At 56.2% G+C, this 14,466-nt stretch carries 8 protein-coding genes; 4 read left to right on the top strand and 4 right to left on the bottom strand.

Features of this window, described 5'->3' with window-relative positions; genetic code table 11:
• The first annotated feature begins 14 nt into the window (after nt 1–14).
• From L1N82_RS21795 to L1N82_RS21810, 4 genes are read left to right on the top strand one after another with little or no spacing between them, the layout of a single operon-like run.
• The gene (locus tag L1N82_RS21795; RefSeq protein WP_235289560.1) at nt 15–1,319 is read left to right on the top strand and encodes a hypothetical protein; all 1,305 of its coding nucleotides are present in this window, start codon (nt 15–17) and stop codon (nt 1,317–1,319) included.
• Complete coding sequence (locus L1N82_RS21800) at nt 1,316–3,559, top strand: glycoside hydrolase family 88/105 protein (protein ID WP_235289561.1); 2,244 nt, start codon at nt 1,316–1,318, stop codon at nt 3,557–3,559. The genes L1N82_RS21795 and L1N82_RS21800 overlap by 4 nt, the downstream gene beginning before the upstream one ends.
• Nucleotides 3,552–4,307 (top strand): DUF1961 family protein, encoded by a 756-nt coding sequence (locus L1N82_RS21805; RefSeq protein WP_235289562.1) that lies wholly within the window; start codon nt 3,552–3,554, stop codon nt 4,305–4,307. The genes L1N82_RS21800 and L1N82_RS21805 overlap by 8 nt, the downstream gene beginning before the upstream one ends.
• Nucleotides 4,304–6,973: an exo-rhamnogalacturonan lyase family protein gene (locus L1N82_RS21810; RefSeq protein WP_235289563.1), complete on the top strand. Its 2,670-nt coding sequence runs from the start codon at nt 4,304–4,306 to the stop codon at nt 6,971–6,973. The genes L1N82_RS21805 and L1N82_RS21810 overlap by 4 nt, the downstream gene beginning before the upstream one ends.
• Before the next feature lie 83 nt (nt 6,974–7,056).
• Here L1N82_RS21810 and L1N82_RS21815 read toward each other — a convergent pair whose 3' ends face one another.
• From L1N82_RS21815 to L1N82_RS21830, 4 genes are all read right to left on the bottom strand, one after another.
• On the bottom strand, nt 7,057–8,244 hold the full coding sequence (locus tag L1N82_RS21815; protein ID WP_235289564.1) for an S-layer homology domain-containing protein: 1,188 nt from the start codon (nt 8,242–8,244) through the stop codon (nt 7,057–7,059).
• A 103-nt stretch (nt 8,245–8,347) separates the two neighbouring features.
• Entirely contained in the window at nt 8,348–12,325 is a 3,978-nt protein-coding gene (locus L1N82_RS21820) for a S8 family serine peptidase (protein ID WP_235289565.1), read from the bottom strand.
• 415 nt (nt 12,326–12,740) lie between these two features.
• Nucleotides 12,741–12,902: a hypothetical protein gene (locus L1N82_RS21825; protein ID WP_235289566.1), complete on the bottom strand. Its 162-nt coding sequence runs from the start codon at nt 12,900–12,902 to the stop codon at nt 12,741–12,743.
• 155 nt (nt 12,903–13,057) lie between these two features.
• Nucleotides 13,058–14,173: an AI-2E family transporter gene (locus L1N82_RS21830; protein WP_235289567.1), complete on the bottom strand. Its 1,116-nt coding sequence runs from the start codon at nt 14,171–14,173 to the stop codon at nt 13,058–13,060.
• Nucleotides 14,174–14,466 lie beyond the last annotated feature (293 nt).

Raw genomic sequence — 14,466 nt, forward strand, 5'->3', positions numbered from 1 at the left:
AAGGGGGAAGGGCGATGAATAGCAGGAATACGGTGAGCAGGGATGCGGTACTGCTGCGCAAGCTGGATATCGGGCAGGCCGGTGTGCGATGCAAGATGCTGCTCGGCGATATCAATGGCGACGGGCGAATGGAGATAGTGATGGTTCAGGCGGACGGTGGCATCGATGACCGGTATGTACCGCATCAGGTCCAGTGTATGACCGCCTACGATCTCGATGGCAGGCTTCTCTGGCAGGTGGGGGTTCCCGACCCGGCCGCCGGCCGGTCGGGATCGGACTATCCGGCGCAAATATGTGATATCGACGGCGACGGCCGCTGTGAAATCCTATGTGTAATGAACAAGCGGTTCCGGGTGCTGGATGGCGAAACAGGAGAAGAGAAGCGCTCATGGGAGCTTCCGGGCGAAGAAGCCCATGACTGCATCGTCATTGCCAATTTAACAGGCGGCTCTCATGCAGGGGATATCATTCTGAAGGACCGCTACCGGAAGCTGTGGGCAATGGACCGGGAATTTCGCCTGCTGTGGACGCATGATGGCAATCCCGGTCATTATCCCTGGGTATTTGACCTCGACGGAGACGGACGCGACGAAGTAATGGCCGGTTATGATCTGCTGGATCATGACGGCACAAAGCTGTGGTCCTGCCGGGAGCTGGAGGATCATGCGGACTGTATCTGGATCGGTGATGTGGACGGTCTGGACGGCAGGGAAGAGATCGTTGTCGGCGGCAGCGTGACCGTTATGTATGACAGAGAGGGCCGGGAGCTCTGGCGGTATGAAGGATCGATTGAGTCTCAGCATGTGGCGCTAGGCAAATTTCGCGCTGACCTGCCGGGCCTGCAGGTGGCCGGTCTCGACCGGATGGAGCGCGGGGACACAACCGGCATTTTGACGGAGTCCGGCAAGGATGCGCTCTTCCTGCTTGATGCGGCAGGCCGCGAGATTTGGAAGGAAGACCGGGTGACAAGCGGCTGGCTGACTATTATTGAGACGCTGCGCAATTGGGACGACGGACCGCTCGACTACATCCTCGCTTACCGGCGGGGGGGCGGTGTAATGCCGACCCTGTACGATGGTTATATGCGGGAGGTAACGGTGTTCCCGGTTGACGGCTATGCGGCGCACGCGGACCTGACGGGAAGCGGACGGGAACAGGTGCTGATCTATACGGATGATACGGTATCGGTCTACGGGCATACTGCGTCTGACCTCACGGCCGCTAACCCGGGAGTTCCGCTGCCGCAGCCGAAACGGCTGTACAGCTCCACGCTGTACCCGGGCGGTGAGTATCTGTGGAAGGGGGAACCCGCAGAATGAGTGATTGGGATGCCGGGACGCGCGGCAGCTTTGGGGGGAGTATGGCGGATGACGGCAATGATCCCCGCCAGATCGTGCAGCTGGTGGCGGAGCGGTATATCGCGGACCAGCCTGAAGTTCCTTTCGTATATAGGGGTTATTGGAAGGATGGCTTCCGGCGGGGCAGTGATTTCCGTTACCTTTTTGACATAGAGTCCAGGTTTCCGCAGATGCGGGAAGGCCAGGCCGTGTATGTGTGGGCGAAGCTTTGGAACGCAGAAGCCGGCATGCGGCCGTTCAGCATCAGCTGCTTCGGACCCGCCGTGCTCTATATTAACGGAGAGGAAGCGTTCAAGTCGAATATTGAGCAGGAGGTGTTCCCGGAGCGCCGCTATTGGTTCCGGCACGGGCTCAGGGAGGGCTGGAACCAGCTTGTGCTGCGGTTTATTAAGACCGGAACCGGCTGCGGAGGACATTTCGGAACGGGCTCGGTCAAAGGTATGCCCTTCCATACGGTTATTCCCGCAGAAGGACGTGAGGGCCAGGAGGGCTGGCTGTTTACAGAACCGGTTGATTATGCGGGCATCGGAAGCCAGCCGGATGCCCTGCTGTTGAACCCGTTCGGCTCCCAGCCTGCTTCCCTTAAGTGGCTGCCCCGTGCGGATTGGACGGAAGAGGAGCTGGCAGGCGGCTCGCTTGTCAGGCTGTTTGGCAGGCAGGATGGAAGGGCAGCTTACGGATGGACCCGGCTTGCAGCCGATTGGGATGCTTCAGAGGAACGGATGGTTCTGCTTCATGGGCGCATAGCGGGTCAAGTCAGTATATTCATGGGAGGCTTGCCGGTTCATCAATCGGCAGGATCAGAGCCGCGCAGCCTGGTGCTGGAGCTGGCCGTCCGCGGCGGCACCCATGATCTGCTGATTCGAGCCGTTTGTGCAGAGGGCAAGTGGGAAGCAGAGCTTGCGGCTCCACAGGCCGCAGGGGAATGCCGCCTTGTCAGGCCCGTTGAAGTCTGCGGCTCGGATTTGGGCCCATGGCTGTTCCTCGGCCCTTTCACGGCGGGAGAGGAGCCGGAGCCCGAAGCGCTGTGCAGACTGGATATCCCTTACGAAGGGAGAGGCGGCTGCTGGGTGTATTGGCAGGTGGACCAGCCGGATACCGTCATCCGTCCTTATGCGGAGGCCACTCATTACGGGCGCTGGAACTATCCGCTAGGCGTAACGCTGTACGGTCTGCTGGCGGCGGGCGAAGAGCTCGGGCGTCCGGATTTCTCTGCTTACGTGCTGCGTCACATCGGTGCATGCACAAGAATGGACCGTTATGCCTGCCGGGACCGGGAGGTCTATGGTGCGCCGGGGATCAATCACCAGCTGGTTGCGATTGACAGCCTGGATGACTGCGGCTCCTTCGGTGCTGCCATGCTGGCGGCAATGGAGCGCGGAGAGCTAACGGGAGCACGAGCCGCTGCTGACCGGATTGCCGGCTACATAAGCAGGAGGCAGGACCGGCTCCCTGACGGAGCACTGTACCGCGTGCGGGGAAGCACGGACTTTATGCAGCATACGCTGTGGTGCGATGACCTGTACATGAGTGTGCCCTTCCTCACCCGCTATGCCGGGCTTACCGGAGATTCATCCTTGCTGGACGATGCAGCGAAGCAGTTCAGGCTGTACCGGCGCTACCTGTTCATGCCGGATAAGCGGATTATGTCGCATGTATATGATTTTAAGTTTGGCAAGGCGACCGGTGTGCCTTGGGGCAGAGGGAACGGCTGGGTGCTCTTCTCGCTGGCGGAGCTGCTTGCCGCAATGCCGGCAGAGCATCAGGACCGAAGCTGGCTGGCGGACTTCTTTCGGGAGCTGTGTGAGGGTTATCTGCCGCTGCAGGACGAGGATGGCATGTGGCATCAAGTGCTGGATGATCCTTCTTCTTATGCGGAGACTTCATGTACCTCTATGTTCGTTTACGGGATTGCCAAGGGGATGAGGCTGGGCTGGCTTACGGCGGAAGAGCGCTACAGGCTGGCTGTACGGCGCGGCTGGCACGGAATCAGCGCCAGGGCAGTTGATGATAAGGGGAATGTCTATGGTGTTTGCAGAGGGTCGGGCTATTCCTTCTCCCCCCTATATTACAAGGAGGATTTGCCCTGGCTGCTTAACGACACCCACGGGATCGGGATTCTCATGCTGGCAGGTGTGGAGACCGCCCGGTTCAACCGCTGGTTCAGCTTAAGAGAACGGGAGGGGGCTATTCATGAGTAAAGGGGCGTCTCGGCAGGAGAGGGAATTGGACCTGACACGTAGCGGACCGGTCCCTGGAAGGCTGCTGTACGAGAATTCACTGGCGCGGCCTGAGGATGCGGAGGGCTTTGTAATGGAAGGCGACGGGGTGGCGACGTTTCCGCGCGGCCGCATGCGTCTGGAAAGCATTCGGAGCCCGGAAGACGGCCAGGCGGCTAATATTGTGTATTGGTGTCCGGTGACGTTCCCCGGGCGAATCGTGATCCGGTGGGATTTCTATCCGGTTCATGCCGAGGGGCTCGCGATGATGTTCTTTGCTGCAGCTGGCAGCGGCGGGGAGGATCTGTTCGACCCCCGGCTCCCTGCGCGCAATGGTCCATATGACGAGTACCGCTATGGCAGCATGAATGCTTACCATATCTCCTATTTCCGCAAGAGCAGACCCGAAGAGAGGAGGCTGCAGACCTGTAATCTGCGCAAGAGCAGAGGCTTCCACCTGCTCGCCCAGGGCGCAGACCCGCTGCCGGCTGTACCACCGGGAAGCGGCCTGTGGGGCCCCTACCGGATGCAGATTGTGAAGAGCGGCGGAGCGCTTAGCTTCAGTATGGATGATATCCAATTATTCAGCTGTATGGACACTGGGAGCGGCTATGGGCCAGTACTGGGCGAAGGTAAAATCGGCTTCCGGCAGATGGCGCCGCTTATTGCCGAATACGCGAATCTGCGTGTGTATGAGCTGCCGGAAAGCGGAGAGGGGGAGCTTGGATGACCATCAGAACGGCGGGCACGAATACAGACCCGGTTACAGGTCCGGGTACAGGGGCAGCCTTGAGCTGGCTTGGCGGACACAGGCCGCCTGCAGCCGCAGGTGTCACCTGGGGAGTTCCGTGGAAGCGCGGAGAGCTGCAGCGCAGTGATCAGCTTGGATTGCGGGGATCCGCGAGTGAGGAAGAGCCCGCCAGCGGTTGCGGCAATGTGCCGGTACAGAGCTGGCCGCTGGCTTACTGGCCTGACGGCAGTGTCAAATGGACGGCTCATGCGGCTGTCTTTGCTCCGGAGCAGGCAGCGCATGACTACCGGATAGTCAGGACTGATGAACATGAACAGCCGGCAGCATGTGCCTCCAAGGTGACCGTTACCGAGAGCACCACAGAGGTTGTGGTGGACACGGGGGCCATCCGCTGTTGTCTGCCCCGCCGGGGTCCGTATATCATACGGGAGATTATCCGCTCTATGGAAGGCACGCAGGTGTGTGCCGGAGGCAAGCTGACAGGTATCCGCGAGGTGCAAAAGCGGGAGCCGGATGGCAGGACGGTAAGGGAAGAGCAGATGACAAGCGAGGTTGAACTGCTCCAACTCGAACAGCCGGGCCCGCTCCGGGCAGTAATCCGCGTGAGTGGGCGGCATGTGACAGCCGGCGGAAGGAGATGGCTGCCGTTTCAGCTTCGGCTGTATTTTTACGCAGGCTTGGAGCAGATCCGGATCGTACATACCTTCGTGTATGACGGCAATCCGCATCAGGATTTTATCCGGGGGCTGGGACTGGAGTTCGCTGTTCCGATGCGCGGGCCTTGCTATAACCGTCATGTGCGTTTCGCCGGCGAGACGGGCTGGTTCGCGGAGTCGCCCAAGGGGTTAATGATGTTCCGGCTGAATCCGCCGTACGACGAGCTGTACCGGGAACAGACGGCAGGCCGGTCTATTGAGCTTCTCCCTGACAGGGATGCTGATTTTCTATTAATGATGGACAACGCGGCAGTGTGGAATGATTACAAGCTCAGCCAGCTTACACCCGATTCCTATACGATGAAGAAGCGGACAGGCGAAGGCTGCAGCTGGATTAAAGCCTCTTCCGGCAGCAGGGCGAGGGGGCTGGTATATGCGGGCGGGGAGGGTGGAGGAATCGCGGCGGGCCTGCGGTATTTTTGGCAGAAGGCTCCGTCAGCACTGGAGGTTGCGGGCGCTGCAGGCAGCACAGCTAGCATAACAGTCTGGCTGTGGAGCAGGGATGCGGAGCCCATGGACCTGCGCCACTACGACACAGAGACGCATGTAGCGTCGGCTTATGAAGGGGCAGAAGAAATGCGGAGCACGCCCTATGGCATTGCGAATACCAATGAATGCACATTATGGTGCTTGGGCGAGACCCCTGCAGCGCAGGAGCTGGACCACATGGCAGACTTACTGGAATCTCCGCCGCTGCTGGTATGCAAGCCGGAGCATTACCATGCTTCAGGCAGCCTGGGCGTCTGGAGCCTGCCCGACCGGAGCACTCGGGTCAAGGCGCATCTGGAGGATACGCTGACAGGATTGTACAGCTTCTATAAGGATGAGGTGGAGAGGCGCGGCTGGTACGGCTTCTGGGATTATGGCGATGTCATGCACAGCTATGATCCCATCCGGCATACATGGCGGTATGATATCGGCGGCTGTGCCTGGCAGAATACCGAGCTTGCGCCCAATATGTGGCTTTGGTATATGTTTCTCCGCACGGGGCGGAAGGATATCTTCCGGTTCGCGGAAGCCATGACCCGGCATACGAGTGAGGTTGACGTCTATCATATCGGTGAATACGCCGGACTCGGCAGCAGGCATAATGTGCTGCACTGGGGCTGCGGCTGCAAGGAGGCGCGGATCGCGATGGCGGGTCTCCACCGTTATTACTTCTACCTCACTGCCGATGAGCGGATCTCAGACAGGATGGATGCCGTCCGGGATGCGGACTATGCCACAGTGACGCTTGATCCCATGCGCGCCTATTATCCTAAGGATCATTATCCGACTCATACGCGCAGCGGCCCCGACTGGTCGGCATTCTGCTCGAACTGGCTGGTGCAGTGGGAGAGGTATGAAGATAACGCTTATCGTGACAAAATGCTGCGCGGGATAGACTGCCTGAAGCGGATGCCGGACCGGCTGCTGACAGGTCCCGTGTTCGGCTATGATCCGAAAACAGGCGAGCTGCATCATATGGGAGATGAGAATTGGGGCCATCATCTGATGATCTGTATGGGCGGGGCCCAGGTATGGATCGAGATGGCGGAGCTGCTGAATGACCCGGAGTGGTGCGACATGACAGCAGAATACGGAGCATTCTATACGCTGCCGCCGGAGCGGAAGGCGGAGCTGACGGACGGCCGCATTCAGGGCGTGGACTGGAACATTCCGATGCTGGCGACATCGATGATGGCTTATGCGGCAGTCCGCCGGGATGATCAGCAGCTTGCCAGGGAGGCTTGGGACCTGTTGCTGCAGGGCGGCGACCACTGGTTCATAGCGGGTCCGCCCGAGCCGCTGGAAGTGCCGGGGCGGGAGTACATGAAGCGGATGGTTGAAGTGCCCGGCATCTCGACGAATACGGTGTCCCAGTGGTCCATTAATGTGATCGTTTGTCTAGAGCTGATTGGCAGGTGGCTGGATAACGGGCAGGAATGATTATCTCCATAAAAATAAAGCAGAGTGCCGTTATCCGGCTCTCTGCTTTTATTTTGCCCGAATTTCGCCGTCCTCGCCTTACACTACTGCTTAAGCATAAGCCGGTGAACCATGACACAAACCTCTGCTCTTGTGGCCGGATCTTCAGGTGAGAACCTGCCATTGCTGCCACCCGTTACGATTCCCGCAGCGGCCAGCTTCGTAATGGAAGCATGGGCCCAGTGCCCCGCCTTCACATCACGGAAGGACGCGGCCTCTGCAGCTGTTGACGGGTTATCGAGAAGCCTTGCCAGAATCGTCGAGATTTCCGCGCGGGTAATCTTGTTATTCGGCTTAAAGCTCATAGCGCCTGTAGCTTTGTCCTTGTAGCCTCCAACAGCGCCTGCTGCAGCTGCAGCCGTCACGGCATCGTAATACCAGTCGTCCGGCTTGATGTCGGTAAGGACTGTCCCGCCTGCGGGCTTAATTTCCATACCCAGGGCTACAACCAGCAGCTGGACAAACTCTGCCCGGGTCATTGCCTGCTTCGGACGGAAGGTATTGTGCTGATTGCCCTTTAGTGCGCCGAAATCGGTCAAGCTGGCGATCGCTTCCTTGGCCCATGGGAGGGACTCGATCTCCTTTGCATCCGAATAGGCGGTGATAACCTCGGATGCTGTCTGGCTCTTGCCTTCCGGAGCGGCAGTCCCGACCTCCTCAAGCTTCTCAATTGGAGGCTTGTCCGAACCAATGTGAATGGTCAGGCTGTTATGGGCATGCTTGACGTTAAGACCAGCCAGTCCGGGGAGAATCACCAGCGAGTCCGTTATCTGGAAGGTGGAAGACCCTTCCTTCAACGCTCGGAAGGTTACCGACCCGATCTTGCCGCTGCCTGTGAAATAACCGCTTTTGCTCTTGGGAGGAAGAGTTTGGGCAAAGGCGATTTTCCCCTTCTTGTCCACGGTGTTGCTCCAGGTAATCGGCTTGCTGGCCTCGGGAAACAGCTTAGCCTCCAGCTTGCCTGTGCTTCCGTCCACTACCGGCTCGACCAGAGCGGGATCAAAGGCCAGGTGAAATTCGATTCCCTCTACACGTTTGTAGTCGCCGACAAAGCCCTGCATCCAGAAATCCGCCTGGAAGGTGTCGTTTACCTTCGGGGTGGTATTGGACAGTACCACTTTGAGCTGCGGCGTCTTAACCGGATAGGCCTGTCCGGCTGCAGCGGCGGCCGGGAGTGGAAGGGAGCATAGGATTAGTACGAGCAGCATCATCCATTTCAACGATTTGTTCAAGAGTAGAACCCCTTTCAGTAAGCAGCAGGATGTATGGAATGAAAAGGACCGGCGGGGCACAAGCCCCACCGGCTGTTAGGTCTGAAAGTGCTTCGGGAACCGGTTACTCGTTCCCGCCGTAATTTTTCAGTATATAAGAGATATCCAGAATATTAACTGCTCCGTCACGGTTAATATCCGTCTGGCCAACAGACTTGGAGGACCAAGGTGCGGATTTGCCGAAGGCTCTGGCCGCTTGGTTGAGGTCAGCCAGGTCGATAACAGCATCGTTGTTTACGTCGCCTGCAGTCAGCGGTCCGAAGCTTACGCTCTTCGCTCCGTCAACCTTCACAGTCTCGGACTTGCTGATATGACCCGGTACGACAACGCGGATCGTGTACGCTCCAGCCGGTACGCTGATAGCATACGTGCCGTCCGCTTTCACGGTACCCATCTTCACAACTTTGCCGGAAGCATCAAGGGCTTCAACAACGACCTGGAGCTTGCCGTCTTCGCCTTTGTACCATACGTCATCATAGCTGACCTCATCACCGAATGCCTCGGCGCGGATGCTGCCGCTGATGATATGTTCGCCCGGACCTGGGCCGGCAGGCTTCTCAATGACCGTTACACTTCCTCCGGTAATAGTTCCCGGCTGAATATCCTGGCCTTCGCTTCCGAGGAAGCGAACGTCTGACAGCTTGAAGTCATAGCTGCCTTCAGCAGCTGCAGAGAAGTTGAATTCTGCCAGAGTGCCGCTGCCGGTAAAACCGCTAACGTCTCCTACCATGGACAGAATATAATCTGCACGGTGCTTGCCGTTCCCCAGATCGACCAGCTTCTCGTCGAAGATGAGGGATGCGCCGGGATTAGCCTGTTCCAGATAAGTGGCCATTGTTACACTTGGCTTGACCGTTCCTTTCGTGAGTGCTGTGTCATAAGTCAAGCTGAACTGGGCGGAGTACAGATCCGTCAGCTTGGCGAATTCAACCTCTACCGTGAACGGATCACCGGCCGTAACATCGGATTCCGGAGTCTTCACGGTTACCGCTGCGCCGGACGGGTTCGGATTGGCTGCGGCCGTATACGTAATGACCTTGGCAGGAACCTTCATGCCATTGCCAGCCAGATCATACACGTACACTTCGTAAATATTATCGCCCTCATATACAGGGACAGGGATAGTGACAGCCCCGTTTGCGGTAATGGTACCGTCAGCCTGCAGCCATTCCCCGTTATGCTCGTACATGACTCCTGCTCCGATGCCGGAGTAATCGCCAAAGATATCGACCAGCAGGTCGGAGTGAACCTGTCCGGTAATAACCGCGGAATCCTCGGTAATCTCACTAAGTTCATCCTGTACAGTTGCCGCAGGGGCGCCTGTATCGACAACAAAAGGTACGAGTTCATCTGTGACAGGATCAACGTCTCCGCCGTCAGTGTTGACAAATGGTACTAGAACATACAGGTCATCCGGCAGTGCCGAAATTTTGCCATTCTTGACAACTTCGCCATTCCAGTCGCTCAGCTTGTAGCTGCCCGGAGCAAGACCGTCGTCTGTTTCAAAGACGGTGCCAAGCCAGGTGCTGGTAGCATCATCATAGGCATCAAGTGAAACATAATCATTCTTCGAGTTCACCTTAAAGGTGATATCCGTCGTATCAACCGATCCGTCCTCATTAGGAGAGAAAGCGTCCGGGGTCAATACGATGTCTGACACCACGCTTGGCGTTTCGATGGTTTCCTTCACATACACGGCTACCGGAATGCGAAGCACACGCTCTCCTGCGGTCTCGGTCAGGATGACTTCTCCCTCGTACCGGCCGTCAGGCATATCAGCTTCAATTGCCAAATTAACATCAAAGGAGGCGCTTGCTCCGGCGGCCACTGTAACCTGTCCGCTGCTGGCTGCCAGACTGCCTGGTGCAGTACCGTACCATACCGTTGTAATGTCATAGGAGACGCCTTTGCCGCTGATGTCCATGACATCAACTGTACGGGATGCTTCACTGCCCTTCTTCAGGACGCCGTAGGATATGCTGCCTGTATGATATTCGGTCAGCTCCTCGGATGCAACAGCTGCGGTTGTTTCCCGGACCATGGCAATTGCGTTTGCTTCCAGGACGGAGCCAAGGTCAAGACGCCCGGCGCCCTGCACCATGTGGGAATAACGCTCCTTGCTGCTGTCCTGCAGTTTAACAGCGGTGTTCATCATGAGCGATTTGATTTGGTTAGGAGTCAAATCTCCGTCATGATCCAGCAGCAATGCGGCTGCACCGGCCACATGCGGAGCGGCCATGCTTGTTCCTTGGAAATAGTCATACGCATACTCATAATTGCCGTCGAAGGCTGGGACGGAAGAGCGAATGGATACCCCGGGAGCGGAAATATCCGGCTTGATCTCGTACTCCGGCAGGGAAGGGCCGCGGGAAGAGAAGTCAGCCATCTCATCGCCCGGGTCTTCATAGCTGCCGAACCCGGTCAAGGTGAAGGTTCCCTCACCTGCTTCTTCCAGAGCGGCAAGCAGCTTTCTGCCATCGCTTCCCTTCATGTCAAAGGTCGGGATATACTTCGGCGAATCCTCAAGCAGATTGCCCGCATGACCGTCCAGATCATCACGGTTGAAGATGATAGCCGCTACTGCGCCGGCTGCTTTGGCGTTGGCGATCTTTTCTGTGAAAGCAATTTCGCCGCGCTTAATAAAAGCGATCTTGCCGGTCAGGTCCTTGCCTTCAAAGTCTTCCGCCATTCCAAGTCCGGCGTAAACCAGAGGCAGATCCCGGCCCTTCAGCTCTTGGTAATTGCTGCCGGCCTTGTAGGCCATTACGCGCAGATCGTAAGATATTGAATCGGTCAGCGAGGATGTACCCTCTGCCAGTGGAACCGTTCCGGGAGGCGTTGATGCTCCGACAGAAATGGCCAGCTCGGAAGTGGCCGGCGTACCCGCTGTGGCGTCGCCGGGGCCCGCGTTGCCGTTGGAGGTAACCGTAACGACTCCGGCGAGTACAGCGTTGTTCAGAGCAATGGAATCAGCAGAGAACTGATCGTTGATTTCGTCGCCAAGCGACAGGTTAATGACATCCATGCCGTCTTCAACAGAACGTTCAATGGCGGCTATAACATCTTCCGTCGTACCGCTGCCGCCAGGGCCCAGTACACGGTAAGCGTACAGGTCGGCGCCAGGGGCGACACCGCGTACCCAGCCTGTAGAGCCGTCCGGATTCTCAGGATTTCCTCTGCCGAGCACCGTACCGGATACATGTGTACCGTGATCGGTAGCTGCTTCAGGATCATTCGGATCCGGCAGTGTCTCCATCGGATCCGAATCGTCATCCACAAAGTCGTAGCCGCCTTTGTAGGCGTCCTTTAAGCTTGGGTGGTTATAGTCGACACCGGTGTCGATAACGCCAACCTTGATACCCTCGCCGTCGTAGCCGCTGTCCCAGTAGAGGCCGGCTCCGATATGCGGGGCGCTGTCATTCATCAGCGGTTCCACTGACATAGGATCAACTGTGTAGGTGCGGGAAGGATAGACGGCCTTAACCCCGGGGAGCGCGGTCAGACGGTCCACCTGGTTAGCCGGAAGCGTAATGGAATAACCGTTAAATACCTTGGTATACTTACGCTTGAGCTTGGCGCCAGGCACGCGGGCTGCTGCTGCTGAGAAGGAAGCCTGTTCTTTAGCAATAATGGTCTTATGATTGCTGGCTGCTTTCATTTTCCCTTGCTTCAGCTGGGCTTCATGAACCGCAAGCGGTTCGGACTGCAGCTCGACAATAACGGTAACCGATTTGCTGCTCTCCGATGCGGGGACAAAATTAAGCGCTGCCGGCTTATTCTGGATGGCTGCAGCCCGATCCTCGCTTATCTTCTCAAGCGTATAGGAAGCTTGCTCTATGGAGCTGTTCTCGCCAGCGAGCCGAATCTTCTCGTCTGTCTGCTTGAGTGAGAACTTGCTGGAAAGCTGCAGCTCTTGTCCGGAAATTTGTGAAACGAGCTGTTTCCCTTCGGGCTTTACGGCGGCCACAACGCCGGCGCCTTGAGCGGTTAACGATACGAGCATTGCTGCGGTTAATAGTCCGGCTATCTTTGCTTTTTTCAAATACGTTCACTCCTCATACTGTGTACTGTATTCACTGCTCTTTGGGCTGTACTTGACTCAGCGTGATAGATAAAGCTTGTGTTTGTCCCACCTCTCTCGCGAACAATATCGTTATGTAAGCTAACCTACCCAATGGGTACGTCATTCAGTTGAGTGTGTCATGTAATCTAACACAACATACAACTGTTTTCCAGTATTATACACCTTTCGATACATCTTGTAACTAGTTTTTTTTGTCATTTTTTAGTTTGACAAAATAAAACACCAGTCTACACAAGGTTATTGCTGCTTATTAGTTTTTCGACATAAGCGGCTGTAGTATGTGAGGTTACATTACGTATCGTCTGGGTGATTAAAAAAGTCCACTCCTTCATGTTGAAGGAATGGACTTTTATGTAAGCAATTCTAACTGGGATTAATCCCTGAAAAAGTAAGCGGCTGCTCTCTCAGCGACCTGCTCTTCTTCCTCTTTCTCTCCATAGAACACCTTATCCATCTCGATATTGACTTGTTCTGTTTCGGTCTTGTCGGATACGCTGCTAAATTCTGTTTTCGGTTCCTTGTCCTTGTCTGCCATGGCTTTGCTCACCCCCCAATCCGCAGGGAACATGTACGCGCTATCGTCACTGGGTGCTCGTACCTGCGGCGGATTTATCTTCTATAGCATTGCCCGGGCAGCCCCTGTATAACCGGAAAGCCGATGTGGCATTGTCAGTGTCCATATACTCTTGGCTACACATCCACATCATGCTTGCTGCCCGCGATTTCGATGGTGCCGTTCTCTTCGCGACGTTTCCAGATCCTGTATGCGTGCTTGGCGATGATCCGGATGACCATGTACAGCGGAATAATGAGCAGCATGCCTACAATACCTGCCATGTCGCCGCCGACGAGGAGCAGGGCAACGACCGTTACCGGGTGCATGGCCAGGCTTTTGCCATAGATGAGCGGCGAGACGACATTATCCTGTATTTGCTGAGCGATGAAGATTATAATAACAGACCAAAGCGCCATCATGGGAGACTCGATTAATGCCACAATTACTACCGGCACAGTGGCCAGCAGGGCGCCGATATACGGGATGAAGTTAAGAATAATCGACACCAGGGTGAGCAGCAGGGAATACGGCAGACCGATGATCAGGAAGCCGATGTACATACAAACACCCAGTGCGACGTTGACAACAACCCGGCTAACGATGTAACTGCTCAGTGCCTCGTCAATTTCATTGAGCGCTTCTCCGCCTTCGGCGCGGTAGCGTCTCGGAATGAGAGCTTCCAGCCTGGGCTGCAGCTTGCCGCCTTCCTTAAGCATGTAGAAGAGCAGGATGGGAGCGGTGGCAATGACTATGACGAAGCTGGATACGAATGAGACGGCACGAGACATATAATCGGACGCGCCATTAATGAATTTATTCATGTATTCGCTGGCTCTTGTCCACAGCTCACTCTGCTGGGGTATAACACCGTTAACCATGTCATTCTCCATGAGGCTGTTCACCTGCCGGGTCAAATCGTCGGCAATCTCAGGGGCCTGTTCAATGAAGCTCTCGATCTGCTCGCGAAGAGGCGGCCAAACCCATATTCCCCCCAATACCAGAAGGACTCCGGTGAGGATGAAGAGAAGGGGAACGGACCACTTGCGGTGGAGGCCAAGCTTATCAAGCCACTTGATGAGCGGGCGCAGCAGATAGTAGAAGAAGCCTGCGAGCATAACCGGTATGAGCAGCAGATTAACAAGTGATACGAGCGGTCGGAATATAAAGCTGACCTTTGTGCCGAGATAGAGGATCAGCAGGATACAGATAATTCTCAGACACCAGCGAAAGAACCGACTTTGCAGCAGCATATACAGCCCCCCGTCCTTTTTTACTCCTACTTACCCCTGGGCTTCCAGGTTGATTCATGGACTGGTCAGCAGCAGAGGGTAAATGCACATAGATAATCAAATGCCAGCGGTTCATTGTATAGACGATTCGGGCAAAATAGTCGATAATTATTCAAAATTTTGGTTGACAAGCTCAAAAATGGCGTGCTACGATGTGTTCAATCTTACGACGGATGAAAAGGGAGGTATGGAAAATGCGGAGCTTAACATCGACCTGCGAACTGCTGGCTCATGGCGATCAGCTTTACATGCAG

Source organism: Paenibacillus tarimensis (genome assembly GCF_021532315.1).
In the GTDB taxonomy this organism is placed as follows: domain Bacteria; phylum Bacillota; class Bacilli; order Paenibacillales; family Paenibacillaceae; genus Paenibacillus_I; species Paenibacillus_I tarimensis.